Source organism: Nocardia sp. CA-290969 (assembly GCF_050936135.1).
In the GTDB taxonomy this organism is placed as follows: Bacteria; Actinomycetota; Actinomycetes; order Mycobacteriales; family Mycobacteriaceae; genus Nocardia.
Window position 1 is genome coordinate 7,127,380 of record NZ_JBNJNJ010000001.1, and the last position, 25,934, is coordinate 7,153,313.

Genomic DNA, 25,934 nt, shown 5'->3' on the forward strand with positions numbered 1-25,934 from the left:
CCGGGTTCACGGCTGCGGAATTTACAAGCACGCGTGCTTGATTTTTTTCGGGTGGACTGTGATGCTGAACTCGTACGCGAACAGTCCCGGGCGCTTCTCCGCCCGTAGCGGTAGGAGGCGCAACCGCTGATGAGTGCTCTGGCCGACGATCCCGGCGTCATCCGGATCGGCAACTGTTCCGGGTTCTACGGCGACCGCATCGGCGCCATGCGCGAGATGCTCGAAGGCGGCGACCTCGATGTGCTCACCGGGGACTACCTGGCCGAACTGACCATGCTGATCCTGGGTCGCGACCGGATGAAGGATCCCGGCCTCGGCTACGCGAAAACATTCCTCCGCCAGCTCGAGGAGTGCCTCGGTCTCGCGCTGGACGGCAACATCCAGATTGTCACCAATGCCGGTGGCCTGAACCCTGCCGGGCTGGCCGGCAAGGTGCGCGACCTGGCCGCGCGGCTCGGCCTCGACGTCCGGGTCGGTTATGTGGAGGGCGACGATCTCCTCGACCGCGCCACCGAACTCGGCCTGGGTACCCCACTGACCGCCAACGCCTACCTGGGCGCGTTCGGTATCGCCGACTGCCTCGCCGCCGGCGCGGATGTGGTGGTCACCGGGCGGGTTACCGATGCCTCGGTGGTGGTGGGCCCGGCCGCCGCGCATTTCGGCTGGAAACGCACCGACTACGACGAGCTGGCGGGCGCGGTGGTGGCCGGCCATGTGATCGAATGCGGTACCCAGGCCACCGGTGGCAACTTCGCGTTCTTCACCGAACTTCCCGATCTCGGCCGGCCCGGCTTCCCGATCGCGGAGATCCGATCCGACGGTGGCAGTGTCATCACCAAACACGAGGGCACCGGGGGCGCGGTGACCGTCGATACGGTGGCGGCGCAGCTCATGTACGAGATCCAGGGCGCGCGTTACGCCGGCCCCGATGTCACCGCGCGGCTCGATACCGTCGAGCTGGCGCCGGACGGGCCCGACCGCGTACTGATCAGCGGTGTGGTGGGGGAGCCTCCGCCGCCGCAACTGAAGGTCTCGCTGAACACGCTCGGCGGTTTCCGCAACGAGATGGAGTTCATCCTCACCGGCCTCGATATCGAGGCGAAAGCCGAACTGGCACAACGCCAGCTCGAAGCCTGGCTGCCCGAACGACCCGCCGAGCTCGACTGGACCCTGGCCCGGCTCGACCGCCCCGACGCCGAGACCGAGGAACAGGCGAGCGCCCTGCTGCGCTGTGTGGTCCGCGATCCCGACCCGGACAAGGTGGGCCGCGCATTCTCCAGTGTCGCCGTCGAACTCGCGCTGGCCAGCTATCCGGGCTGCAGTTTCACCGCGCCCCCGGGAAACGGTTCGCCCTACGGCGTCTACCGGCCGGGGTTCGTGGACGTCGCGGAGGTCGCGCATACCGCGGTGCGCCCGGCCGGCTTCCGGGTGCTGGTGGGCGCGCCCTCGGAGACCCAGAAGCTGGCAGAAGTGCCGGAACCCGCACTCCCCGAACCGCTTCCGGCCGGTGCGACGAAACGCGTCCCGCTCGGCACGATCGCCCTGGCACGCAGCGGCGACAAGGGCGGGGATGCCAATATCGGCGTATGGGTACGCACGGATGCGCAGTGGCGCTGGCTGGCGCATACGCTCACCGTCGACCGGCTGCGCGAACTGTTACCCGAAACCGCCGGGCTGGAGATCACCCGGCACGTCCTGCCGAATCTGCGGGCGCTCAACTTCCTCGTCACCGGCCTGCTCGGTGCGGGCGTGGCCTATCAGGCCCGTTTCGATCCGCAGGCGAAGGGACTCGGCGAATGGCTGCGGTCCCGTCATCTCGACATACCGTTGGAGCTGTTGCCGTGAGCACTGTCTGGAACACCCCGGAGCGCCGCGAATTGCGCGCCACCGTGCGGGCTTTCGCCGAACGAGAGATCATGCCGTACCTGGACGACTGGGAGCGCGACGGTGAGATCCCCCGGGAACTGCACAAGAAGGCCGGTGAACTGGGCCTGCTGGGGATCCAGTTCCCGGAATCGGCGGGCGGCGCGGGCGGTGACGGTATCGACGCCGCGATCGTCTGCGAGGAACTGCACTACGCCGGGGTATCCGGCGGGCTGTTCGCCTCGCTGTTCACCTGCGGTATCGCGGTCCCGCATATCATCGCCGCCGGCGACCCCGAACAGATCGAACGGTGGGCGAAGCCGACGCTGGCCGGGGAGAAGATCGGCTCGCTGGCCATCACCGAACCCGGCGGCGGCTCCGATGTCGGCCACCTGACCACCAGTGCCCGCCGCGACGGTGACCACTACATCGTCAACGGCGCCAAAACCTACATCACCTCCGGCTGCCGCGCCGATTTCGTGGTGACCGCGGTCCGCACCGGTGGGCCCGGGTCGGCGGGGGTTTCGCTGCTGGTGGTCGAGAAAGATACGCCGGGTTTCACGGTGAGCCGGAAACTGGACAAGATGGGCTGGCGCGCCTCCGATACCGCGGAACTGTCGTATCAGGACGTGCGGGTGCCGGTGACGAACCTGGTGGGTCCGGAGAACGCCGGATTCCTGCAGATCGCCGCCGCTTTCGTCAGCGAACGGGTCGGGCTGGCGGTGCAGGCGTATTCGAGTGCGCAGCGCTGCCTGGACCTCACCCTCGACTGGGTCCGCAACCGGGAGACCTTCGGCCGCCCGCTCATCGGCCGGCAGCCGGTGCAGAACACCGTCACCGAAATGGCGCGGCGTATCGACGTCGCCCGCGTCTACACCCGTGAGGTGGCCGCCCGCGCCGCCGCCGGCGAAACCGATCTGATCGCCGAGGTCTGCTTCGCCAAGAACACCGCGGTCGAGGCCGGGGAATGGGTCGCCAACCAGGCCGTGCAGTTGTTCGGCGGGCTGGGCTATATGCGCGAATCCGAGGTGGAACGCCAGTACCGGGATATGCGGATCCTCGGTATCGGCGGCGGCACCACCGAAATCCTCACCGGTCTGGCCGCGAAACGATTGGGGTACCAGGCATGACCACGCTGCGCAGCACCCTCGACACCACCACCGCGGAATACACCGCGGCGGCCGAGGCCATGACGGCCAAACTGGCCGAGGTCGAGGCCGAATTCGAGAAGGTCATCGCCGGGGGCGGCCCGGAGAAACTGGCCCGGCACCGCAAACGCGGCAAACTCACCGCCCGGGAACGCATCGAACTGCTCATCGACGAGGATTCGCCGTTCCTGGAGTTGTGCCCGCTCGCGGCCTGGGGCAGCGAATTCCAGGTCGGGGCCAGTACGGTCGCCGGGATCGGCGTGGTGGAGGGCGTGGAATGCATGATCGTCGCCCCCGACCCCACCGTCCGCGGCGGCACCTCCAACCCGTGGACCCTGCGCAAAACCCTGCGCGTCAACGACATCATCCGGGAGAACCGGCTGCCGGTGATCTCGCTGGTGGAATCCGGCGGCGCCGATCTGCCCACGCAGAAGGAAGTGTTCGTGCCGGGCGGTCGTATGTTCCGCGACCTCACCCAGGCATCGGCCGCGGGAATCCCCACCATCGCACTGGTTTTCGGTAACTCCACCGCCGGTGGTGCCTACATACCCGGTATGTCCGACCACGTGGTGATGATCAAGGAACGCTCCAAAGTGTTCCTGGGCGGCCCGCCGCTGGTGAAAATGGCCACCGGCGAGGAATCCGACGACGAATCCCTGGGCGGCGCCGATATGCACGCGCGAGTTTCCGGGCTGGCCGATTACTACGCGCTCGACGAACAGGACGCCATCCGGATCGGGCGCCGAATCGTCAAACGGCTGAACTGGAAGAAGCAGGGTCCCGCACCCCGGCCCTCGGTATCGGAACCGCTTTTCGACCCCGAGGAACTGCTGGGCATCGTCCCGTCCGACCTCAAGATTCCGTTCGACCCACGCGAGGTGATCGCGCGGATCGTCGACGGCTCCGATTTCGACGAATTCAAACCGCTCTACGGTTCCAGCCTGGTCACCGGCTGGGCCGAACTACACGGCTATCCCGTCGGAATCCTGGCCAACGCCCGCGGTGTGCTGTTCTCCGAGGAATCGCAGAAGGCCACCCAGTTCATCCAGCTGGCCAACAAGACGAACACCCCGCTGCTGTTCCTGCACAACACCACCGGCTACATGGTCGGCAAGGAATACGAGCAGAAGGGCATCATCAAACACGGTGCCCAGATGATCAACGCGGTATCCAATTCGAACGTGCCGCATATCTCGGTGCTCATGGGCTCCTCCTACGGTGCGGGGCACTACGGAATGTGCGGGCGTGCCTACGATCCCCGTTTCGTCTTCGCCTGGCCCAGCGCGAAATCCGCCGTGATGGGCGGGGCGCAACTGGCCGGCGTGATCTCCATCGTCGGCCGCGCCGCCGCCGAAGCCCGCGGGCAGGTGTTCGACGAGGAGGCCGACGCCGGTATGCGCGCCATGGTGGAAGCGCAGATCGAGGCCGAATCGCTGGCCATGTTCATGTCCGGGCGGCTCTACGACGACGGTGTCATCGACCCGCGCGACACCCGCACCGTGCTGGGAATGGCCCTCTCGGCCATCCACACCGCACCTGTCCAGGGCGCCGAGGGCTTCGGCGTCTTCCGAATGTGAGGCCGGCCGTGTCAGATCCACAGATCGTCACCAGTGTTCTGGTGGCCAACCGCGGCGAGATCGCCCGGCGGGTTTTCGCGACCTGCCGCCGGATGGGGCTCGGCACCGTCGCCGTGTACTCCGACGCCGACGCGGATTCGCCGCATGTCGCCGAGGCCGACGCGGCGGTCCGGCTGCCCGGTAACACCCCGGCCGACACGTACCTGCGGGCCGACCTGCTCATCGCCGCGGCCCAGGCCGCCGGGGCCGACGCCGTGCATCCGGGTTACGGATTCCTCTCCGAGAACGCGGAATTCGCCCGGGCCGTGCAGGCGGCCGGGCTGGTCTGGATCGGGCCGCCGGTCACCGCCATCGAGGAGATGGGGTCGAAGGTCGCGGCCAAGAAGATGATGGATGCCGCCGGGGTGCCGGTGCTGGCCGAACTCGATCCGGACGAGGTGACCGAGGATCAACTGCCGGTCCTGATCAAGGCTTCGGCAGGAGGCGGCGGTCGCGGGATGCGCGTGGTGCGTGCCCTCGCCGAGCTTCCCGAGCAATTGGCCGGTGCCCGCCGGGAAGCCGAATCGGCGTTCGGCGATCCCACGGTGTTCTGCGAGCGCTATCTCGAGACCGGCCGTCATATCGAAGTCCAGGTGATGGCCGATTCCCACGGCACGATCTGGGCGGTCGGCGAACGGGAATGCTCGATCCAGCGCCGGCACCAGAAGGTTGTCGAGGAGGCGCCGTCACCCCTGGTCGAGCGCATCGACGCCGTGCGAGCCGGACAGCCGGGCAGCCACTCCGGTACCTCCGGCGCTGCCGGAGCAGGCCACGAAGCCGTCTCCACTGCGTCGCCGGCGGGCGGTATGCGGGACCGGCTGTACACGGCGGCTCGGCAAGCGGCCGCTGCCATCGGCTATACCGGTGCCGGGACGGTCGAGTTCCTGGCCGACGAGACGGGGGAGTTCTTCTTCCTCGAGATGAACACCCGGCTGCAGGTCGAGCACCCCGTCACCGAATGCACCACCGGACTCGACCTGGTGCAGCTCCAGCTGGAAATCGCCCAGGGCGGGCGGCTGCCCGCGGACCCACCCGCCATGCGCGGGCACTCGATCGAGGTCCGGCTCTACGCCGAGGACCCGGCGCAGGACTGGCAGCCGCAGAGCGGGACCGTGCACCGCATCGATATCCCGTCGGTGGCTGCCGAATTCGATCTGCTCGATCGTCCCGGTATCCGGCTGGACTCCGGTGTCGCCGCCGGTTCGGTGGTGGGCGTCCACTACGACCCCATGCTGGCGAAGGTCATCTCCTACGGCCGCACCCGCGACGAAGCCGCCCGCCTGCTCGCCGCCGCGCTGCAACGCGCGCGTATCCACGGGCTGGTCACCAACCGTGACCTGCTGGTCCGGGTGCTGCGCCACCCCGCGTTCCTGGCCGGTGATACCGATACCGCCTTCTTCACCACCCACGGCCTGGACGCGCTGGCCGCGCCGCTGGTGAGCCCGGAGGACGAGAAACTGGCCGTCGTGGCGGCCGCGCTCGCCGAATCGGCGGCGAACCGGGCGCGGGCCACCGTGGTCGCGGGTGTGCCCAGCGGCTGGCGAAATCTGCCGTCGCAGTCGCAAACCAAGTCCTACGAAAGCCGGACGAGCGGTGTCCACGAGATCGGCTACCGGTTCACGCGGTCCGGTGTGACGGTCGCCGGCTTCGACGGACTCGAATTGATCTCGGCCACCCCGGAAGAGGTGGTGCTCGCCGTGCCCGGCGCGCAAGGTCCGGTCCGGCGCCGGTTCGCCGTCGCCCGCTACGACGATCTGGTCTGCGTGGATTCCGCGCTCGGCCCGCTCGCGGTGCGGCGGTTGCCGCGGTTCACCGACCCCGCCGATCAGGTCGCCACCGGGTCCCTGCTCGCCCCGATGCCGGGCAGTGTGATCCGGCTCGGCGCAGAGGTCGGCAGTACCGTCACCGCCGGCCAGCCGATCCTGTGGCTGGAGGCCATGAAGATGGAGCACACCATCGCCGCCCCGGTGGACGGGGTGCTCAGCGCCGTGCATGTCGAGGTCGGCCGGCAGGTCGAGGTCGGGACGGTGCTCGCCGTGGTGGACCCCGCCGACGAGAACTCTCAATAGCACCGAAACCAGGAGTAGCAATGAGCTTCATCGAATCCGACGAACGCAAAGAGCTGCGCGCCGCCGTCGCCGCGCTCGCCGCGAAATACAGCTACCGCGATTACGTATTGCCGAAGGCGCGCAACAACGAGCCGCTGGACGAGCTCTGGCAGGAAGCGGGCAGCCTCGGCTTCCTCGGGGTGAACCTGCCCGAGGAATACGGTGGCGGCGGCGCCGGCATGTACGAGCTGGCGCTGGTGATGGAGGAACTCTCCGCGCAGGGCGCCGGTCTGCTGCTCATGGTGGTCTCGCCCGCGATCTGCGGCACCATCATCACCAAATACGGCACCGACGCCCAGAAGTCGGAATGGCTGCCGAAACTCGCCGACGGTTCGGCCAAGATGGTTTTCGGTATCACCGAACCCGATGCCGGGTCCAATTCACACCAGATCACCACCACCGCCCGCCGGGACGGCGACGACTGGCTGCTCACCGGCCGCAAGATCTTCATCTCCGGCGTGGACCAGGCCGAGGCCGTGCTGATCGTGGCCCGCACCGAAGACCACAAAACCGGCAAACTCAAGCCCGCGCTGTTCATCGTCCCCACCGACGCGCCGGGGTTCGAGAAGACCCCGCAGGTAATGGACATCATCGAACCGGACCACCAGTTCACGCTGTTCCTCGACGATGTCCGGCTCCCGTCGAGTGCGCTGGTCGGCAAGGAGGATGCCGCGCTCATGCAGCTGTTCGCGGGCCTGAACCCGGAACGCATCATGGGCGCGGCGATGGCCGTCGGGATCGGTCGCTACGCGCTCGACCGCGCCGTCGACTACGCCAAGGAACGCGCGGTCTGGAAAACCCCGATCGGCGCCCACCAGGGTATTTCGCATCCGCTCGCGCAGGTGAAGATCGAACTGGAACTGGCCCGCCTGATGATGCTCAAGGCCGCCACCCTCTACGACGCCGGCGACGAAATGGGTGCCGCCGAAGCCGCCAATATGGCGAAATACGCCGCGGCCGAGGCGAGTATCAAAGCCCTCGACCAGGCCATCCAGACCCACGGCGGTTCGGGTCTCACCGCGGAGTACGGCCTGGCCGCCATGCTCGGCGCCGCCCGTATCGCCCGGATCGCCCCGGTGAGCCGGGAAATGATCCTGAACTTCGTCGCCCAGCATTCGCTCGGACTGCCGAAGTCCTACTGAGTGCGTAAAGGAAGGCTCCCGTGACCGGAACCGAAACCGCCGGCCGAGTGGTGCGCTACACCGTCGAGGACGGGTTCGCGACCCTCACCCTCGACTCCCCGCACAACCGCAACGCGATCTCGTCCGCGCTGGTAACTCAGCTCCTCGACGGGTTCGAGCGTGCGGCCACCGACCCGGATGTGCGCGGTGTGGTGCTCACCCATACCGGCAACACCTTCTGCGCGGGCGCCGACCTGAAGGAAGCGGTGGACGCCGATCCGGCCGCCGCCGCCGATATCCGCACCCAATGGATGGTCCGGCTGCTGCGCAGCATTCTCGAACTGCCGAAACCGGTGGTGGCGCGGGTCGACGGCAATGTGCGCGCGGGCGGTATGGGTTTGCTCGCCGCCTGCGATATCGCGATCGCGGGCCGGGGCAGCAGTTTCGCCTTGACCGAGGCCCGGCTCGGCTTGGCCCCGTTCGTCATCTCGCTGACACTGCTGCCCAGAATCGCCCCCCGCGCCGCCGGCCGCTACTTTCTGACCGGCGAGAAGTTCGACGCCGGCACCGCCGCGGAGATCGGCCTCATCACGCAAGCCGCCGACGACCCGGCCGCCGCGGTGGCGGCGCTGCTGGCCGAACTCCGGCTGGGTTCGCCGCAGGGCCTGGCCGAGAGCAAACGCCTCACCACCGCGCCGGTACTCGCCGAATTCGCCCGCAGCGCAGACGAATTGGCGCAACGCTCGGGTCGCTTCTTCGGCACACCCGAAGTGATCGAGGGAATGACGGCGTTTCTGCAGCGTCGTCCGCCCCGGTGGGCCGCCGGTGCGCCGCCGGCCGAGCCCGGCACCGCGGCAGGAACCGTGGCCCCACCCGGGTCCACCGACTCCGCGGGCCGGGTCCCTGATCCGGGCTCGGCAGAATAGACCGTTATGGCGACACCGCACGAACCCAAACAGGACCGCAGCCGGGCCACCCGGCAGCGGCTCCTCGAGGCGACCATCGACTGCCTGGCCGAAAAAGGCTGGGCCGCCGCGACCGTCTCCGTGGTGGCCGAACGGGCCGGGGTTTCGCGCGGTGCCGCCCAGCACCATTTCCCCACCCGGGAAGACCTGATCACCGCCGCCCTCACCTACATGTTCGATACCCGCACCGATCAGGCGATGACGGCGGCGGTCACCGAATCCGGCCTGGCCCGCACGGAGGCGGTGGTCGCCGGGCTGGTCGAGTCCTACACCAGCCCCCTGTTCAAAGCTGCGCTCCAGGTGTGGACCCATGCCGCCGCCGACCCCGCCCTCCGCGAACGAATAGTTCCCCTGGAAGCCCGCTTCGGCCGCGGCGCCCACCGCCGTGCCATCCGGGCGCTGGGCGTCGACGACTCCGACCCGGTAACTCACCACCTCGTCCAGGCCACCCTCGACCTCGCCCGCGGCCTCGGCCTGGCCGACGTTCTCACCGACGACTCCGCCCGCCGCAAACAGATCGTCCACCAGTGGGCGGTCACCCTGCACGAAGCCCTCGAAGCCCGCCGCTAGGCCTCAGCGCATGACGCATTGGCAATCTATAGCATTAAAAATGCTATATTCGGGTCATGGATGCTGATTTCGCGCCCGGCGACGGGCCTGCCAGCGGCATCTCGGTGAGCCTGACCGCAGGAACACTGCAGGCGATCCGAGAGCGGGCGGGCAAGCGAGGCGTGTCCGCGTACCTGGAACAGGCGGCGCAACGCCAGATCGAACGCGACAACCTCGATGAATTGATCGCCGACTTCGACAAACACAACGGGCCGGCCGATCCCGAGGCGGTGGCCGCAAAACGTGCGGACTTGACCGGCGCAGCCGATCCACGGGCAGGATCCGCCGCGTGAGCGGCGCTTTGGTCCTGGACAGTGAGGGCCTCGCCAAAGCCGTGCAGCGGGACCGTGAGGTGCACGAGTGGCTCACGGCCGCCCGTGACGCGGATATTCCCGTCGTCACCTCTGCTGCTGTGCTCGTCGAAGTGATTCATCCCCGAATCAACGACAACGCATTGAAGTGGACGCTGTCCCGCCTGCACGTCGAGCCGGTGACGCAGAGCCATGCACAGTCCGCCGCCGCGTTGCTGCGAGCGGCCGGCCGACACGGGCACAAGTACGCCATCGACGCCATGCTCTGTGCCACAGCACTGGCCCGACCAGGCCGGGTCGCCATTCTGACTTCCGACGTGGATGATATCGGCGCGCTCACCGCAGCTCATCCGCGCATCGTCACCAGGAAAGTCTGACCCCGGACCTGCTGCCGGAATACCCGGCAGGCGGCTTGGCGGCGGTAACGGCGCGCTGATCGTCGCTCACCTGCATTCTCGGCGATTTGGGCTTGGTAGGCCCCAGCCCTCGCGCATTTCCGCATGGCGGGTCGCGCGACTGAGCGCGACCATGTGCTGGGCGCCGTCCTCGATCTCTACCCGGTCGTTCTCATGAGGAAAGAACTCGGCCAGAAACCTCTCCTTCTCGTAAGAGTGAGTGCTCACGAGCGTTTCCTCTCCTCCAGATACTCCGCGGCCGGCTCAGCCCGGGGCCCTCACCAGTAGAGCGGTGAGGGCGTGGCCGACGAGAAGGCAATAGCCCGGTAACCGTAACGTGCGGCCGTGGAGCGCGAAAGAGTTCGGAGAAGACCCGGGTGGTGGGTGTGGGCCGTAGTCTGTGGAGCGTTCGGCCGCAGGTGGGAAGGGTCCGGCGCGCGCCGTTGTCCGAACGTGGGGCGACCGGGGGTGATCGGTAGTTCGGATTCGGTGCGTTGCGGGGCATGCGAATGCGGCCCTGCCGAGAGAAGGGGCGCGGATGGCGGATGCCAGACGTTCGGAGCAGGTAGTTGCGGCGGTAGCGGCAGTGGGCACCAGGCTTTCCGGCGGCTGGCTACGCCATGAACTACTCGTCGGCTCGCTGGTGCTGTCGCTGTTCACCCTCATGATGGGGCTCATATCCGAGCACGCCGGATGGCGGATCGGGTACTGCGTGGCCGGGGCGGCGGGTGTCGCCGCGTCTGTGCTGGTGATGCGCCGGGACGGGCCGCGGCAGTGGCTGGCTTCGGTCGGAATCGCCTTGGTGAACGTGCTTTTGCTGATCGTGTACGGGCGAATGTCCGGCGACCTGTGACCTCGGGTCAGACCGGACCGAAGCGCACTGCCGTCAGTTCCTCGGAGACGGTCCAGAGTTTTTCGGCGGTCGCCACATCGACGGCTTTGGTGGAGCGGCCGACCAGCGTCGGCCGGCCGTGCAGTTCGCCCCGGCCGTCCGGACCCACGTAGCTCGCCCCGGGCAGATCCTGGGTCGCGGCGAACAGGGTGGGCAGGGCCGCCTGTTCCGGTGTCTGGGCGAGGAAACGCCCGGCCAGGTGTACGAGCGCGACCAGGTATTTGTTGCGGTCGCGGGTGCCGAGTTCGGTGGCCGCGTAACCGGGGTGCGCCGCCATCGAACGCACCGCCGACCCGGCCCGCCGCAGCCGGCGTTCCAGTTCGAAGGTGAACAGCAGGTTCGCGAGTTTGGCGCGGGCGTAAGCTTTTACCGGATTGTATCCGCTCTTGGCGAAGTCCAGATCGTCGAAGTCGATACCGCCCGCGCGATGCAGCCCCGACGACAGCGTCACCACGCGGTCGGTGATATGGGGGAGCAGCAGGTTGGTGAGCGCGAAATGCCCCAGATGATTGGTGCCGAACTGCATTTCGAATCCATCGGCCGTTCGCGATTCGGGAACCATGGCGACCCCTGCGTTGTTCACCAGGATCGCGATATCGCCCTCCCAGGATTCGGCGAACGCGCGGACCGACGCGAGGTCGGCGAGGTCGATCCGGCGCACCTCGTTACTGCCGCCGATCCGCCGCGCGGCTTCGGCGCCGCGATCCGGATCGCGTACCGCGAGCACGGTATGCGCCCCGGCGCGGGCGAATGCGGTGGCGGTACCGAACCCGACTCCGCTGTTGGCGCCGGTGACGATAACCGTGCGACCATCGAGCGCGGGCATATCGGCAGCGGTCCAGTGCGAGGAACTCATGCCCCGAAGGTAGCGGTTCCGCACGAGACCTGGGCGATGTGAACGACCTGTGTTCACCGGAGCGCCGCCGGCCAGGGGGGTCTATCCCGCCCGCGCGGCGGAGCCCTGCCCGGACGTCGGGCAGGGCGGGGCATTCGATCCGACAGTCCCGGAGGCGAGATACTGCGGTGCCCCGGGCCCGCCGCCGGATTACTCAGTCGTCCGTGACGACGATATCGACCTCGATATTGCCGCGCACCGCGTTCGAGTACGGGCATACCGCGTGCGCGGCGTCGGCGAGTTCCTTGGCCGCGGCCTGGTCGAGGGTGGGGATGACGACCTCGAGGGTCACCGCGAGCCCGAAGCCGCCGTTGCCGTCGGGGCCGATACCGACCCGGGCGCCGACGCTGGAGTCGCCGATCTCGACCTTTTTCGTACGGGCGACCAGTTGCAGCGCGGAATGGAAGCAGGCGGCATAACCGGCGGCGAAGAGCTGTTCGGGATTGGCGCCGTCACCGTTGCCGCCCATCTCCTTCGGCATGGCCAACTGGAGGTCGATCCGCCCGTCGGCGGTGCGGGTACGGCCGTTGCGGCCGGCGCCGGTGGAGATGGCTTCGGCGGTGTAGACGATGTCGGGCATCGAATTCCTCATTCCTGGTGGTCGGGAACTTTCCGGTCCTGCGATTCACAGAAGCGGGTGGCGAGATCGCGCAGTAATACGGCTTCCTCGGGAGAGATTTCGAACTGCCGCTGGACCCGGCGTTGTACGGCGGCCACCCGCGGCTGCAGCTGCCGCCCGGCCTCGGTGAGGTGGACGGTGACCGATCGCTCGTCGGTGGTACCGCGCCGTTTCTCGACGAAACCGAGCGTCTGCAACCGGCGCAGCAGCGGTGACAACGTCCCGCTGTCCAGCCGCAGCCGTTTACCGAGTGCGGAAACAGTGACACCGTCGCGCTCCCACAGCGCCAGCAGGGTGACGTACTGGGTGTAGGTGAGCCCGAGCTCGCCGAGACCGTCCCGGTAGGCGTTCGACGCGACCCGCGCCGCCGAGTACAGCGCGAAGCAGACTTGCGAGTCCAAGAGCAGGTCCTTCTCCACACCGGCAATAGTGCCACACAACTAAACTTCGTGCAACTAAATTGCGCACAATCTACCACCGCCGTGCCGTTCCCCGGACCGGAGAACGCAAACGGATGCCGGTGTGCCGGTGGCGGACTACAGTTCGGTGAATCGGCGGAATCGCCGGTGCCGCAGGACGAAAGAGGGCTGATCATGACCGCGGTCGGTCGTGGTGGCGTGCGCAATCCGTGGACGCAGCCGACATACGGGTACTACAACACCCGCTTCGAGCAGTCGCTCACCGAGCAGGACACCGCCGGGCAGTTGACGATGATGCGGATGACCCTCAACAGGGATTCCGCGCCGCCGCTACATTTCCACACCCGGGAGGACGAATTCTGGACGGTGGTCTCCGGCCGGGTGCGCTTCTGGCTCGGCGGGTCCACGCTGGAGAGTTGTGCGGTGCAGGTGGCCGAGCCGGGCGCCTTCGTCTTCGGTCCGCGCAATGTGCCGCATACCTTCCAGACGATCACCGAGACCGCGGAGGTGCTCATCGGCAACACCCCGGGTGCGCTGGAGGGGTACTTCACCGGGGTCGGGGCCGCGGACGCACGGCACGACGACGAGAACACCGGCACCTTGGAGGATTACGGTGTGTACTTCATCGGCCCGGCGCCGGACTGGAGCGAGTGGAACAACTGACCGCGGCCCGCGGCGGGCTGGGGTCTGCCAACCAGGTGAGTATGCGGCCGCGCGACCAGCAACGGCCGAGTGCCTCGGTCTGCGAACCGGTTCCGTCGAATACCGCCAGTCCGATGATGCTGTGCCCGGAGGCGGGGCGATCACCGAGTGTCGGTATCGCCGGGGCGACTCCGACGCCCTCCGCCGATACCCAGGCCACCACGCGGCCCGCCGCTTCGAGGTGGTGCAGGAAGCGCAGGCGCTCCTCGCGGGTATAGCGCGACAACGCCCACGCGGTGGTGACGATGGGCAAGGTACCGGCGGGTACCCGCGCGAAGACGCCGGGCAGCAGGTCGAGGGCATCGCCGCGCAGCAGTAGCGGAGCGACCGAGGCCGCCGACCCGATATCCGCGTCCAGCCGGGCGATGCGCTCCGGCCGGTCCGGCGGGAGGCAGGCGCGCAGCCAGCGGGCATCTTCGGCGTCCGTTACCTCGAACGGTGCGCGATCGATGCCGATACGGGTGGTGACCTGCGGTATCGCCTGCGCGGGTAGGGCTCGGTCGCCCACGACCGAGGACGACAGCCGGCTCGGAGACGACGGGTCGCCCAGTGCCTGCCCGTTGCTGTAGGTGATGCCGGCGCGATCGACGGTGAGGTCGAAACCGGCTGCGCAGTCCACGTCGATGAGACCGACAGCGTGCGCGCCCACTCGGCGCGCTGCCTCGGCGATGGCCGGATACAGCACTGCGCGGGCTCGCGTTTCGTCGGTCCAGGGCCGGTGGCGCACGACGAGCTCCACGACCGGATCCGTCATACGCAGCAGCGTGTCGATGGCGGTGCCGGCGGCGGTGTCGTGGTCGGTGGCGGTGTAGGCGGCGGCGAGATCCGGGGCTCGTCCGGCCAGGGCCAGGTCGTGCAGGGCCGCGAGGATCGATGCCGGGTGCCGCCGGCGCGCCGGTGCGGTCCGGATGGCGTGTAGCGCTGCCTCCGACTCGCTCAAGGCGAGGGCGATGCGTTCGTACAGTGGGGAGATCCGGGCGGCCTCGGCTTCCGCGAACCGCCGGTACATCCCGGCGAGTTTGCGGATGTCGCCGCGGGCGGACTTACTTCCTCGGGTCCGGCTCATGTACCTGGATCGTATCGTTGAATCTTCGGTTGAGAGCCGGGCGCTGGGTACCTGGTCAAAGCTTCCGTCGAGTATCAAAGCGGGGTGGCTGTACAGATCCTGGTCGAGGTTGTACAGCCACCCGCAGCCGGTGAATGTGCGGATCCGATAAGAGCCGAGTCATTTTCCGGAATTTGCGGTGCGATCCGACGATTCATCAGTTATCGAACCGCTATCTAACGGTACATAAATCCGATTAAAAAGCGCTACCTGTGCCCGGCAGGCCCGCGAGCCCGGCCAGTGGCAGGGGCAGTTGCTGCAGCGAGGGCAGGTGCAGCACGGGGATCGACGGCAGCAGCGCCGGCGGGGGCGGCGGGATGTAGGGGTTGGGCATGTTCCAGGTGTGGTTCTGGGTGCCGCCCCCGTTGTTGTGCCCGTGGCCGACCGGCCCGTCGTTGTCGTTGCCGCCGTTGCCGCCGTAGCCGGCATGCGAGTCGTTGTCCCGGCGGCCGTTGTGACCGTTGTTGAACTGGTCGCCGAAGCCGTCGTAGTTGTGCTGGTTGTGGTCGCGATAACCGTAGTTGCCGTTGTCGTCCCAGCCGAACCCGTTGTCGCCGATGCCGTAGTCGCCGGGCGTGTTGTCGCCGAGCCTGTTGTCGCCGAAGTGGCTGCCGCGGTCGCTGTCGCGGCCGTTGTCGGAACCGCGGGAACCGTGGGAATCGTCGCTGATCGCGGACGCGCCGGCCGGGTCGGCGAGGGCGGTACCGGTGACTGCCAGGGGCGCGAGGGCGACGACTGCGATCGCGGCGATCCGAGCGGCGATCCGGCGGGTGCGCTGTGCGGGGGTTCGGTTCATCGGTGGAGTCCTCACTCGTCGCGCCCCGTGGGTCGGCGGGGCGGTAGCGCCCTTGGGAGCGCTTATCGATACATTCATTACCGTACCGCTATGTAACGGCACATACAACAGGTAATCGAAAATTGGCCTAACGGTCCTCGGCCCAGCTCATCGGGAGGTGCGCGGCGACCCCGGCGGGTAGCCTGTGCCGGTGGGGTCGAGGGAAACCGTGCCGGGCACGACGAAACGTCCGGGCGTGGCATTGGCCGCGGTCACCGCTGTAGTGTTCGTGACCTTCCTGGACACCACGGTCGTCAGTGTCGCGCTGGGCGCCATCCGCAGCGAGCTGAAAACCGATGTGACCGCGCTGCAGTGGGTCGTCAACGGCTACACACTGGTTTTCGCGTGTCTCATGCTGGCAGGCGGTTCGCTCGGCGACCGCTGGGGCCGCAAACGGGTCATGATCGTCGGACTCGTGATATTCGCTGCCGGCTCGGTGGTTTCGGCGCTCGCGACCAGTGTCGCGGTGCTCATCGCCGGTCGCGTGATCATGGGTGTGGGCGCGGCCGCATCCGAACCCGGCACTCTCTCGGTACTGCGGCATATCTTCCCGGGCGAGCGGTCCCGCGCGAAGGCGCTCGGGGTGTGGGCGGCCGCCTCCGGGCTGGCACTGGCGGCCGGGCCGGTGCTGGGCGGCGTCCTGGTGCACGCGTACGGGTGGCGCTCGATCTTCTGGTTCAACCTGGTGATCGGCGCGGTGGCGCTGGTGGCGGCGCTGTGGTCGGTCCCGGAGAGCGCGGATCCGCGCCCGGAGCCGATCGACTGGGCCGGTGCGCTGCTCGGCGCCGGTTTCCTCGGGGCGATCATCTACGCCGCGACCAGTGGTGAGGAGGTCGGTTACACCGCGCCCTCGGTGATCGTGTTGTTCGTCGTCGGCGCGGTGGCGCTCGTCGCGTTCGTCGCCGTCGAGCGGCGGGCCCGCGCACCTATGCTCGACTTCCGGTATCTCCGGCTGCCGACGGTGCGCAGCGCTCTGGTGGTCGCCTTCGCCGTCTACTTCGGTGTCTTCTCGATCTTCTTCTTCACCGCGCTGTATCTGCAGGTGATGCACTCGTATTCGGGTGCGCACACGGCCGCCGTGTTCGCGCCGATGGCGGCCGCGATCATCATCGGATCGCTGGCCGCGGGCTATTGGGTGGGCCGCCGGGGTGCGCGGATACCCATGATCGTCGGCTGTGTACTCGGCGCCGGCGGAATTCTGCTGACCCGCTTCGCGCTGGCGAGTTCGGTGCAGGATGTGCCGCTGGCGGCCGCGATGGCGGTGGCGGGTGCGGGTTTCGGGATCGCGGTGGTGCCGTTGACCTCGGCCGTGATGTCGGCGGTGCCGCCCGAGCATTCGGGTATGGCCGCCGCGGTGACCAATACGATGCGCCAGGTCGGTTCGGCGTTCGGGGTGGCGGTGCTCGGGGTGTTGGTGAATTCGCTGCTCACCGCCGATCTGAAGCAGCGGATGACCGAGCTCGGGCTACCGCCGGAACTGCAACCCGGCGCGGTCGAAGCGGTCGAACGCGGCGGGATCCCGGAGGGTTTCAACATCACCCCCTACTTCCCGTATCTGGGGAAGCTGAACGAGGTGATCGAAACCGGGAAGGTCGCGTTTCATCACGGACTGGATGTGGCCCTGCTGGTTTCGGCGATCATGATCCTGGCCGCGGCCGCGTTCACCGCGCTGGACCCGGCGAGCCGCCGGCCCGTGCCGAACGGATAGGGCCGCACCCGGCCCGGGCTACGGGGTCTGGATGGCGGTGAAGGTCATGCGGTCGCCGCGGTAGAGGGAGCGGCGGTGTTCGATCGGGATGCCGTCGGGGTCGTAGGAGACGCGTTTCAGCAGGAACATCGGGGTGCGGGTGTCGACGGTGAGCAGCGCGGCTTCGCGGGCGTCCGGCAGGGTGGTTTCGATACTGTCGACCGCCTTCGCGAACGATATTCCCCGAGTGGCGATTTCGGCGTAGAGCGATTGGGTGTAGTCGAAGGTGTCGATCAGTCCGGGGTAGCGGTAGGCGGGCAGCCGGGTGGTTTCCAGGCCGAGGCGGACGCCGTCGGTGGTGAGGACACGTTCGAGCTGGATGATCGGATCGCCCGGATCGATGGCGAGTTGCGCGGCCAGTTCCGGGTCGGCGGTGAGACGCGACCAGCCCACCAGAATGCGAGTGGCGCTTCGTCCTTCGGCGCGGGCGGCCTCGGTGTAGGAGCCCAGGGCCAGTGGGAGAACCAGTTTCGGGCCGGCCACCAGGGTGGTTTTGCCCTGTCGTTCGATCCGGCCCGCGACCAGCAGCTCCCGGAGCGCCTGGCGCACCGTTTCCCGGGCCACGTCGAAACGCACCGCCAGATCGCGTTCGGAGGGCACGGTGGCGCCGACCTCGAGCCCGTCGAGCAGTTCCTCGATGCTCGCGCGCACGATCTGATGTTTGAGAACCCGTGGTTCGGCGGTCGACGTCACGCTCCAACCCTACCGCGACGGTGGTCTATACCAGCTGTTAACCCAAGGTTCGCTCAACGGCCGTTCCCTGGTCTATACCAGCATGGCATTCTCGGTCCTGTGCAAGACGACACCGATATCGCCCTGGCAGTACTGGATATGGCCGGCACCACCGTCGCCGACGACGGTGCCGTGATCGCGGCCTTCGACGACGCCGCCACCGCGGTGGGGTTGCCGGAAACCGGCCCCGAGCGGGACAAGGCCCGCCGGTACGTGCTCGACACGATGGGCCAGTCGAAAATAGTGGTGTTTCGTGCACTGTTCGGTTCCGACCATCGGGCCGCGGTTGCCAACGCGGCCTTCGAATCCGCCTACGAACGCTATATCGAAGCCGGCTCCGTCACCGCGATCCCGGGCGCCGCGGAAGCCATCGCGAAACTGCGCGCAGCCGGCATCAAGGTCGCACTCACCACCGGATTCAGCCGGACCACCCAGCGCAAACTCCTCGACGCCCTGGGCTGGTCCGAAGTTGCCGATCTGGTGCTGGCCCCCGCCGACGCCGGTCGCGGCCGCCCCTACCCCGACCTCGTACTCACCGCGTTGCTGCGCTTGGAGGTCGACGACGTCCGCCGGATCGCGGTGCTCGGTGATACCGCCAGCGACATCCTCTCCGGGCTCCGTGCCGGCGCCGGAATCGTCGCCGGCACCCTCACCGGCGCACACGACGCCGAAACGCTGCGCGCCGCCGGCGCCACCCATGTGCTCGGCTCCGTCACCGAACTTCCCGCCCTGCTCTTATCCGCCTGATCCGCTCCGCCCTTCTCTCCCAAGGACGTTCCATGTTCTTCCGTCGCCGTCATACCGCGGCCGCCGTACTCGCCGGCCTGGCTCTCACCCTCTCCGCCTGTTCCGGTTCCGATTCCGGAGCGACGAACGACCAGGGTTTCCCGGAGACCCTGACCCTCGCGGCCATTCCGGCCGAGAACTCCACCGACCTGAAGTCCAGCTACGAACCCGTGATCGCCCTGCTGGAGCGGGAAACCGGGTCGAAGGTCGAGTTCGTACAGGCCTCCGACTACGCGGGTGTGGTCGAGGGCCTGATCGCCGGCAATGTGGACCTGGCGTTCTTCGGCCCCTTCGCCTACGTCGTCGCGGGAGTGAACGGCGCCGAGATGACACCGCTCGGCGCGGTGGTCAAGGACAAGGGCACGCCGCCCGGATATCAGTCCTACGGGCTCACCCGTGCCGACAACAGCCAGGTCAACGCCCTCGAGGATTTCAAGGGCAAGAAGGTCTGCTTCGTCGACCCCGGTTCGACGTCCGGATTCCTGTATCCCTCGGCCGGTTTGATCGAGAAGAAGGTGATCGCCTCCGGGTCGGAAGAAGACCTCTCGGCCGGTGTGCAACCGATCTACGCCGGCGGTCACGACGCCTCCGCGCTGGCCATCGCGGCCGGTGACTGCGATGCGGGCTTCGCGTTCGACACCATGGTCGACAAAACCCTGGTCGAGAAGGGTGACCTGAAGCCGGGCCAGTTGAAGACAGTGTGGAAATCGGAAACCATCGCCGGTTCGGTATTCGCCGCCAACAACGATCTCGGCACCGAAACCATCGCGAAGCTGAAGACCCTCTTCACCGAGAAGGTGAACGCCGAATACCTGCTCGGCGAAGGCCTCTGCACCGGCGACTGCCGGATCACCGACGAACGAGCCTGGGGCGTCGTCCCGGCGGAGGACGCAGACTACAACGGCGTGCGTCACGTCTGTGAGGTCACCGGCTCCGAGAAGTGCAAGGGCTGATTCCCATGCCACCCGCGCCGCACCGGCCCACTGTCGCCGGTGACGACACCGTCATCTCCGCACAGTCGGTCACCAAGAAGTTCGGCGGAACCACCGCGCTCGACGAGGTGTCGTTCGAGGTGCACCGCAGTGAAATGGTCGTTCTGCTGGGGCTCTCCGGGTCCGGCAAATCGACCCTGCTGCGGTGCCTCAACGGACTGCACCCGGTGAGTTCGGGCCGCATCGAGGTCGACGGCACCCGCGTCGACCTCGCCTCCGGCGCCCGGCTGCGGGCCCTGCGCCGTGAGGTGGGATTCGTCTTCCAGCAGTTCAACCTGGTCGGCCGGCTGAGCTGCCTGGAGAACGTGCTCATCGGCGGCCTCGGCCGCATCGCACTGCCGCGATACGGGGCACTCACCTACCCCAAGCGGATGCGCGCCGAGGCATTGCAGCATCTCGACCGGGTGGGTCTGGCCGACCTCGCCGAACGCCGCGCCGATACCCTCTCGGGCGGCCAGCAGCAGCGGGTCGCGATCGCCCGGACCCTCATGCAGCAACCCAAGGTCGTGCTCGCCGACGAACCGGTCGCCTCGCTCGACCCGGAGAACGCGGGCGTGGTGATGGACCTGCTGTTCCGGGTGTGTATCGAAGAGAAGCTCACGGTGCTGTGCACACTGCACCAGGTGGATCTGGCGATGGGCTGGGCGCACCGGCTGATCGGGTTGCGGGGCGGCGTGAAGGTGCTGGACCGGCCCGCGGTAGGTCTTTCCAAGGACGAGGTCATGGAGATCTACCAGCGGGTCGAACCGGCGGTGGCCGAATCGAACGCGGCCGAGTCGCGATGAGTACGCTGCTGGTCCCGCCGCCGCAGGCCGCGAAACCGCGGGTGCCCACGCCGATTCGCGCCGTGCTCCTGCGGACCTGCGCCGGCGCCGCGGTACTGGCCACCCTGGCCGCGGCCTGGTACATCGATTTCGCGCCGGCCACTCTGATCGACGGTCTCGACGAGATCGCCGCGCTGCTGGAGCGGATGCTGCCGCCGCGGCTCGACGATCCCGGCCGCATCTCCGTTCTCGCTGTCGAAACTTTGCTCATGGCGGTACTGGGCACCGTCCTCGCCGCGGTGGTATCGGTGCCGCTGGCGTTCCTCGCCGCCCGCAACACCACGCCACATCCCGCGGTCTACGCCGTCGCGCGGGCCGTCATAACGTTCTGCCGGGCAATGCCGGACCTGCTGTTCGCGGCGCTGTTCGTGCGCGCCCTCGGTATCGGTGTGCTGCCCGGGATCCTGGCGCTGGCGCTGCATTCGATCGGAATGCTCGGCAAACTCTTCGCCGACGCGATCGAACAGACCGATCCGGGTCCCCGGGAGGCCGTGCGCGCGACCGGCGCCGGATACTTCCGGGAAATGCTCAATGCCGTGGTCCCGCAGGCTGTTCCGTCGTGGATCAGCACCTTCGTCTACCGCATCGATATCAACCTGCGGATGTCGGTGGTGCTCGGTTTCGTCGGCGCCGGCGGGATCGGTTTCGCGTTGCAGGACGCGCTGCGCGGGCTGATCTATCCGCGGGCACTCGGTATCGTCGCCGTGATCCTGGTGATCATCGCGGCCATGGAAGTGCTCACCATCGTCATCCGCCGCACCCTGCTCACGGCGTCGCAGGCAGGACCGCGCCGAGACCGGCTGACCCGCTTCCTCTTCGGCGGACTGCTGAGCATCACCTGTGTCGCATCGCTGGTAGTACTCGAAATCGACCCGTGGTCGCTGCTGACCTGGCCGGTGCCCTCGTTCGAGGTCTTCGGCCGGATGATCCCGCCGGATTTCGGCGCGCTCGGCACCGAACTGTTCGACGCGGCCGTGCAGACGGTCGCGATCGGCCTGGTGGCGACGGCGATCGGGGTGGTGCTCTCGATCCCGCTGGGCATCCTCGGCGCAGTCAATGTCTCTCCGCACCCGGCGGTGTACTGGACGGCTCGCGCGTGGATCCTGGTGGTACGGGCGGTACCCGAACTCATCGTCGCGGTGGTGTTCGTGGCCGCGCTGGGCCTGGGCCCGATCGCCGGAACCTGCGCGCTGGCCATCGGTTCGATCGGCTTCCTCGGCAAACTCGTCGCCGACGCGGTCGAGGAAATCGACCCCGGACCGCTGGAAGCCGTCCGCGCGGTAGGCGGTGGGTGGTGGAAAACCCTGTTCGCCGCGGTGATTCCACAGGCCGTGCCGTCGATGATCGGGTCGAGCCTCTACCTGCTCGACGTCAATATCCGTACCTCCACGGTGCTGGGCATCGTCGGCGCGGGCGGTATCGGCTACCTGCTGTTCGAGGCCATCCGCACGTTGAACTTCGATATCGCCGGCGCCATCGTGATCGTCGTCTTCGTCATCGTCTACACCATCGAAAGGCTGTCCGGATGGATACGCTCACTCGTCGTCTGACCCGCGCGGCCGTCTGGTCCGGTGACGGTGTGCGGGTGCGCGAGGTCGAGCTGCCGGAACCGGGTCCGGGGGAACTCCTGGTGCGGGTGCGGCTGGCCACCGTCTGTGGCAGCGATCTGCACACGATCTCCGGCCGCCGCCCGGCGCCGTCCCCGTCGATCCTCGGGCACGAAGCCGTCGGTCACGTGGTGGCCGCCGGGCTCGGCGCCGAACAGGAGATCGGCGACCGGATCGTCTGGTCCGTCACCGCCGCCTGCGGCCGCTGCGCGCGCTGCCGGCGCGGTTTCACCGCCAAATGCGAGCAGGTACGCAAGGTCGGGCACGAGGCGTTCACCGGCGACTGGCCGCTGTCCGGCGGGTACGCCGAGCACATCCTGCTCCCCGCCGGCGTCACCACCGTCGTGGTGCCCGATACCGTCCCCGACGCGGTCGCGGCACCCGCCGGCTGCGCGACCGCCACCGTGATGGCCGTGCTGGAGGCCGCTGGTGATCTGACCGGCCGCCGAGTCCTGATCTGCGGCGCGGGCATGCTCGGTGTGACCGCGGCCGCCGCCTGCGCCGAGCGAGACGCACGGGTGACGATCAGCGATCCACATCCGCAGCGGTGCGCCCTGGCCGCCCGTTTCGGCGCCGAACCGGATACCGGCGGCCCGATCGATATCGCCCTGGATTTCTCCGGCTCCGCCACCGCGGTAGCCGGCGCACTGTCCCGGCTCGACCTCGGCGGAACCCTGGTACTCGCCGGTTCGGTGACCCCGGGGCCCACCGTCGCGCTCGATCCGGAGGCGGTGGTCCGGGGCTGGCTGACCATCACGGGCGTGCACAACTACGAACCCCGCCACCTCGTCCGCGCGGTCGAATTCCTGACCCGCACCTGCCGGACGCTGCCCTGGAACGACCTGGTCGCGGCCCCCGTCGCGCTCGATGCGATCGGCGCCGTCCTCGAACCCACACCACGGGACATACTGCGCGCCTCGGTCACGCCATGACCTGCGATGAACTTCGCGACCGCCGAGACCGTACGCCCGAATCGCTATTCGCCACTGTGTACCCCCGGTCGTAACTCAGGCGGACAGCGGAACGATTCGATCGAGTGTGTCGCCCAGCTTGTCCGAGGTGACGTCGAGGTCGTAGCGGTCCTGCAAGTTGAGCCAGAACTGGGCACTGTTGCCGAACACCTTCGCCAGCCGGAGCGCGGTATCCGCGGTGATGGAACGCTTACCGTGCACGATTTCGTTGATCCGGCGGGGAGGGACTCCGATCAGCAGGGCGAGCCGATGCTGGGTTATTCCGAATGGCTCCAGAAAATCGGCGACCAAGATCTCGCCGGGATGGATGGGCGTCTCCAGAGGAGTGTTCATCATGGGTACCTCGTGGTATCTCGGTGCAGTCAGTGGTAGTCGGTGATTTCGACACGGTGCGCGGCGCCGGTATGCCAGGCGAAGCAGATTCGGTACTGATCGTTGACCCTGATGCTGTATTGGCCGGCGCGGTCGCCGCCGAGCTTTTCGAGCCGGTTGCCGGGTGGGATCCGTAGATCGTTGACATCGGTCGCCGCATCGATCAGGAGTAGCTTGCGACGGGCGGTGCGCTGGATGTCCTGGGGCAACTTCGTGGACATCACTCGGTCGAACACGAGTTCTGTCTCCTTGTCTGCGAACGATGCGATCACAGACAGAATATAACGCTATCCGTTATTAACGGATAGCGTTATGTTATTGGTATGCTCTGGAGGTCAGCGGCGTTCGATGCGCTGCTCGGGGGCGGCAACCGGACCCCGGTCGCGGAGGTAGGTTTCCAGGGCGTCGAGGTCGGTGGGGCCGACGGTGTTGTCGGTGCCGCGGGTGAACACGGTGAAACCGTCGCCACCCGAGGCGAGGAAGTTGTTGGTGCTGACCCGGTAGACCGCGACCTCGTTCAACGGTTCGCCGCCGATCCGGACCGAATCGTCGATCACCTTCTCCCCGGGCGGGGCCGTGTCGTCGTAGGCGTAGGAAAGACCGGCCACCGAGAGCACCGCGGGTTTGCTCTCGTTGTCCCACTGCTGTTCCAGCAGGTCCAGGATCTGGCGGCCGGTGAGCGTCAGTGTCACCACTTGATTGCCGAAAGGCTGGGTTTCGTAGATGCTCCCGTAGGTGATCGGGCCCTGATCGATATCGGCGCGGACACCGCCGGGATTCATGAACGCCACCACCGCCTGCGCCGATTCCTCGGTGACATCGAGCATCGCGTCGGCGATCACCGCGCCCAGTGGCGATTCGCCGGTCGCGCTCGCCTTGGCCAGCGGGGCGGTGGCGGTTCCCACGACCCGGCCCGCCCGCGGGGCGGCCTGGCCGGCGTAGAAATCGATCAGTCCGGTGATCTCCGGGTCGGGTTCGACATCGCGGGTGACGACGCGGTTCACCGCACCCGCGGTGACCTCACCGTCGGCGAAGCGCAGGGTGATATCGGTGATGAGGCGGCCGTACGACGAACCCTGGGTCACCACTTTGCCGTCGAACTCGCAGACATACGGCTGATGGCTGTGCGCGGTGAAGATCACCCGCACGGCCGGGTCGGTCCGCGCGGCGAGATCGGGGATGTCGGGGCTGATCTCGGCGCATCCGTTGTAATCGGTGGCCTTCGCCGGGGTGCCCTGGCCGCCGCCGTCGTGCACCAGCGCGACCACGGTTTCCGCCCCCGCCTGCTGCATGGCGGGAACATATTTGTTGATGGCTTCCGTCTGGTCACCGAAGGTATAGCCGCGGATGCCCTCCGGGAAGACGAGGTTGACCGTATCCGGGGTCACCGTGCCCACCACGCCGATCTTGTGGCCGCCGGCCTCGATCATGGTCCACGGCCGGACCTCCGGTGGTAGCTCACCACGGGCGTTGGTGAGATTCGCGGCCAGGAAGTCGAAATTCGCGCCGGTGAACGGCTTCCCCGGCGAACAACCGTCCGGCGCGCAGCCGCCATTGCTCAGCCGGGCCAGTTCCAGCACGCCGTGGTCGAGTTCGTGATTACCGACCGCCGAGGCTGCCGTATCGATCCGGTTCAGGAACTCGATCGTCGGCTCGTCGTGGAACAGCGACGACACCAGCGGGCTCGCCCCGATATTGTCGCCGGCGGAGAGAACGGCGCTGTCCGGGTAGGCGGCGCGCAGCCGGTCGAGATGGGTCGAGAGGTAGGCGGCACCGCCCGCGGTATATTCGCCGATCAGTCCGTTGCTCGCCTCAGGTGGTTCCAGATGCCCGTGCAGATCGTTGAACCCGAACAGATGCACTTCGCCGGGTTGCGCCGCCGGGAGGTCATCGGTGGAGATCAGCGGGACGCCGCCGGGCGGTGCGGGAGCGGGTTCCCCGCTGCCCGAACAACCGGCCAGCAGCACGACACTCAACGCGACAGCGCACCCGGACGCCACCCGACGCATAACGCTCATACCTACCAACTCTGGCAGCGCAGTTCGGCCGCAAGACGACGCTCCGGTGAACTCCTGCCGCGCCCGCGCGAACGCCGGTCGCTTCCGTCGGGCGCCGCGGGCCGGACGCGGGTCGGTGAAGCGGTCGATATCGTCGAGGCCGACGTAGATATGGGTGCTGACCCGCACGGACTCGGCGTCGCCGGCACTGCCCGGGGCGGGCGGGTCAGGTGATCTCGGACGCCGGCACCCGGTGGTGTCTCTGCTCCCGATCCCCGGCGCGCTTCGTGAACTTCCACTACC

General features: G+C 67.8%; 26 protein-coding genes. 17 read left to right on the plus strand and 9 right to left on the minus strand.

The annotated features are described in order from the left end of the window. The first annotated feature begins 129 nt into the window (after positions 1-129). The 10 genes from ACQEVO_RS32670 (at position 130) to ACQEVO_RS32715 (ending at position 10,989) form a co-directional block, all read left to right on the plus strand. Positions 130-1,845, plus strand: a complete 1,716-nt coding sequence (locus tag ACQEVO_RS32670) for an acyclic terpene utilization AtuA family protein (RefSeq protein ID WP_432920457.1) — start codon at positions 130-132, stop codon at positions 1,843-1,845. Further along, positions 1,842-2,993 carry an acyl-CoA dehydrogenase family protein gene (locus ACQEVO_RS32675; RefSeq protein WP_432920460.1) on the plus strand — a complete coding sequence of 384 codons (1,152 nt, stop codon included), beginning with the start codon at positions 1,842-1,844 and terminating at the stop codon, positions 2,991-2,993. Before ACQEVO_RS32670 ends, ACQEVO_RS32675 begins: the two co-directional genes overlap by 4 nt. Next, the gene (locus ACQEVO_RS32680) at positions 2,990-4,588 is read left to right on the plus strand and encodes an acyl-CoA carboxylase subunit beta (protein WP_432920463.1); all 1,599 of its coding nucleotides are present in this window, start codon (positions 2,990-2,992) and stop codon (positions 4,586-4,588) included. Before ACQEVO_RS32675 ends, ACQEVO_RS32680 begins: the two co-directional genes overlap by 4 nt. 8 nt (positions 4,589-4,596) lie before the next feature. Beyond that, positions 4,597-6,696 carry an acetyl/propionyl/methylcrotonyl-CoA carboxylase subunit alpha gene (locus ACQEVO_RS32685; RefSeq protein ID WP_432920466.1) on the plus strand — a complete coding sequence of 700 codons (2,100 nt, stop codon included), beginning with the start codon at positions 4,597-4,599 and terminating at the stop codon, positions 6,694-6,696. A gap of 20 nt (positions 6,697-6,716) precedes the next feature. After that, complete coding sequence (locus tag ACQEVO_RS32690) at positions 6,717-7,877, plus strand: acyl-CoA dehydrogenase family protein (RefSeq protein WP_432920469.1); 1,161 nt, start codon at positions 6,717-6,719, stop codon at positions 7,875-7,877. Between the two features lie 20 nt (positions 7,878-7,897). Further along, a complete protein-coding gene (locus ACQEVO_RS32695) occupies positions 7,898-8,782 on the plus strand; it encodes an enoyl-CoA hydratase family protein (protein WP_432920472.1) in 885 nt (294 codons plus the stop codon). Between the two features lie 6 nt (positions 8,783-8,788). Beyond that, complete coding sequence (locus tag ACQEVO_RS32700) at positions 8,789-9,391, plus strand: TetR/AcrR family transcriptional regulator (RefSeq protein ID WP_432920475.1); 603 nt, start codon at positions 8,789-8,791, stop codon at positions 9,389-9,391. Between the two features lie 56 nt (positions 9,392-9,447). Then, complete coding sequence (locus ACQEVO_RS32705) at positions 9,448-9,723, plus strand: hypothetical protein (RefSeq protein WP_432920478.1); 276 nt, start codon at positions 9,448-9,450, stop codon at positions 9,721-9,723. After that, entirely contained in the window at positions 9,720-10,118 is a 399-nt protein-coding gene (locus ACQEVO_RS32710; RefSeq protein ID WP_432920481.1) for a PIN domain-containing protein, read from the plus strand. Before ACQEVO_RS32705 ends, ACQEVO_RS32710 begins: the two co-directional genes overlap by 4 nt. A 556-nt stretch (positions 10,119-10,674) precedes the next feature. Next, entirely contained in the window at positions 10,675-10,989 is a 315-nt protein-coding gene (locus tag ACQEVO_RS32715) for a hypothetical protein (RefSeq protein WP_432920484.1), read from the plus strand. 7 nt (positions 10,990-10,996) lie between these two features. Here the strand turns inward: ACQEVO_RS32715 and ACQEVO_RS32720 are convergent, their stop codons facing one another. The 3 genes from ACQEVO_RS32720 to ACQEVO_RS32730 form a co-directional block, all read right to left on the minus strand. Then, positions 10,997-11,884, minus strand: a complete 888-nt coding sequence (locus ACQEVO_RS32720; protein ID WP_432920487.1) for an oxidoreductase — start codon at positions 11,882-11,884, stop codon at positions 10,997-10,999. Positions 11,885-12,077: 193 nt separating this feature from the next. Next, positions 12,078-12,503: an organic hydroperoxide resistance protein gene (locus ACQEVO_RS32725; RefSeq protein ID WP_432920490.1), complete on the minus strand. Its 426-nt coding sequence runs from the start codon at positions 12,501-12,503 to the stop codon at positions 12,078-12,080. Positions 12,504-12,511: 8 nt separating this feature from the next. Further along, positions 12,512-12,961 carry a MarR family winged helix-turn-helix transcriptional regulator gene (locus ACQEVO_RS32730; protein ID WP_432920493.1) on the minus strand — a complete coding sequence of 150 codons (450 nt, stop codon included), beginning with the start codon at positions 12,959-12,961 and terminating at the stop codon, positions 12,512-12,514. A 174-nt stretch (positions 12,962-13,135) separates the two neighbouring features. Between ACQEVO_RS32730 and ACQEVO_RS32735 the strand changes: the two genes are divergently transcribed. Beyond that, a complete protein-coding gene (locus ACQEVO_RS32735) occupies positions 13,136-13,624 on the plus strand; it encodes a cupin domain-containing protein (RefSeq protein WP_432920496.1) in 489 nt (162 codons plus the stop codon). Here ACQEVO_RS32735 and ACQEVO_RS32740 read toward each other — a convergent pair. Both ACQEVO_RS32740 and ACQEVO_RS32745 read right to left on the minus strand, forming a co-directional pair. Next, complete coding sequence (locus ACQEVO_RS32740; protein WP_432920499.1) at positions 13,584-14,729, minus strand: DUF2332 domain-containing protein; 1,146 nt, start codon at positions 14,727-14,729, stop codon at positions 13,584-13,586. The genes ACQEVO_RS32735 and ACQEVO_RS32740 overlap by 41 nt on opposite strands. Before the next feature lie 235 nt (positions 14,730-14,964). Further along, entirely contained in the window at positions 14,965-15,564 is a 600-nt protein-coding gene (locus tag ACQEVO_RS32745; protein ID WP_432920502.1) for a hypothetical protein, read from the minus strand. A gap of 190 nt (positions 15,565-15,754) precedes the next feature. On the opposite strand from ACQEVO_RS32745, the gene ACQEVO_RS32750 reads away from it, so the two are divergent. Then, entirely contained in the window at positions 15,755-17,311 is a 1,557-nt protein-coding gene (locus tag ACQEVO_RS32750; protein WP_432920505.1) for an MFS transporter, read from the plus strand. Between the two features lie 18 nt (positions 17,312-17,329). On the opposite strand, the gene ACQEVO_RS32755 is transcribed toward ACQEVO_RS32750, so the two are convergent. Further along, positions 17,330-18,043, minus strand: a complete 714-nt coding sequence (locus ACQEVO_RS32755; protein WP_432920508.1) for a GntR family transcriptional regulator — start codon at positions 18,041-18,043, stop codon at positions 17,330-17,332. A 99-nt stretch (positions 18,044-18,142) separates the two neighbouring features. Here ACQEVO_RS32755 and ACQEVO_RS32760 point away from each other — a divergent pair, with 99 nt between their 5' ends. The 5 genes from ACQEVO_RS32760 to ACQEVO_RS32780 are packed head-to-tail and all read left to right on the plus strand — an operon-like array spanning position 18,143 to position 23,223. Beyond that, positions 18,143-18,829: a phosphonatase-like hydrolase gene (locus ACQEVO_RS32760; RefSeq protein ID WP_432920511.1), complete on the plus strand. Its 687-nt coding sequence runs from the start codon at positions 18,143-18,145 to the stop codon at positions 18,827-18,829. A gap of 32 nt (positions 18,830-18,861) precedes the next feature. Continuing rightward, positions 18,862-19,821, plus strand: coding sequence for a phosphate/phosphite/phosphonate ABC transporter substrate-binding protein (locus tag ACQEVO_RS32765; protein WP_432920514.1), 960 nt, complete (start codon positions 18,862-18,864; stop codon positions 19,819-19,821). 5 nt (positions 19,822-19,826) lie between these two features. Next, positions 19,827-20,645 carry a phosphonate ABC transporter ATP-binding protein gene (gene phnC, locus ACQEVO_RS32770; RefSeq protein ID WP_432920517.1) on the plus strand — a complete coding sequence of 273 codons (819 nt, stop codon included), beginning with the start codon at positions 19,827-19,829 and terminating at the stop codon, positions 20,643-20,645. Next, positions 20,642-22,234 (plus strand): phosphonate ABC transporter, permease protein PhnE, encoded by a 1,593-nt coding sequence (gene phnE / locus ACQEVO_RS32775; RefSeq protein ID WP_432920520.1) that lies wholly within the window; start codon positions 20,642-20,644, stop codon positions 22,232-22,234. Before phnC ends, phnE begins: the two co-directional genes overlap by 4 nt. Next, positions 22,210-23,223 (plus strand): zinc-binding dehydrogenase, encoded by a 1,014-nt coding sequence (locus ACQEVO_RS32780; RefSeq protein WP_432920523.1) that lies wholly within the window; start codon positions 22,210-22,212, stop codon positions 23,221-23,223. The genes phnE and ACQEVO_RS32780 overlap by 25 nt, the downstream gene beginning before the upstream one ends. Before the next feature lie 75 nt (positions 23,224-23,298). Here ACQEVO_RS32780 and ACQEVO_RS32785 read toward each other — a convergent pair whose 3' ends face one another. The 3 genes from ACQEVO_RS32785 to ACQEVO_RS32795 all read right to left on the minus strand — a co-directional run bounded on the left by ACQEVO_RS32785 (position 23,299) and on the right by ACQEVO_RS32795 (position 25,652). Continuing rightward, positions 23,299-23,595 (minus strand): HigA family addiction module antitoxin, encoded by a 297-nt coding sequence (locus tag ACQEVO_RS32785; protein ID WP_432923254.1) that lies wholly within the window; start codon positions 23,593-23,595, stop codon positions 23,299-23,301. 29 nt (positions 23,596-23,624) lie between these two features. Beyond that, positions 23,625-23,906 carry a type II toxin-antitoxin system RelE/ParE family toxin gene (locus tag ACQEVO_RS32790; protein ID WP_432920526.1) on the minus strand — a complete coding sequence of 94 codons (282 nt, stop codon included), beginning with the start codon at positions 23,904-23,906 and terminating at the stop codon, positions 23,625-23,627. Between the two features lie 63 nt (positions 23,907-23,969). Then, entirely contained in the window at positions 23,970-25,652 is a 1,683-nt protein-coding gene (locus tag ACQEVO_RS32795) for a bifunctional metallophosphatase/5'-nucleotidase (protein ID WP_432920530.1), read from the minus strand. Positions 25,653-25,934 lie beyond the last annotated feature (282 nt).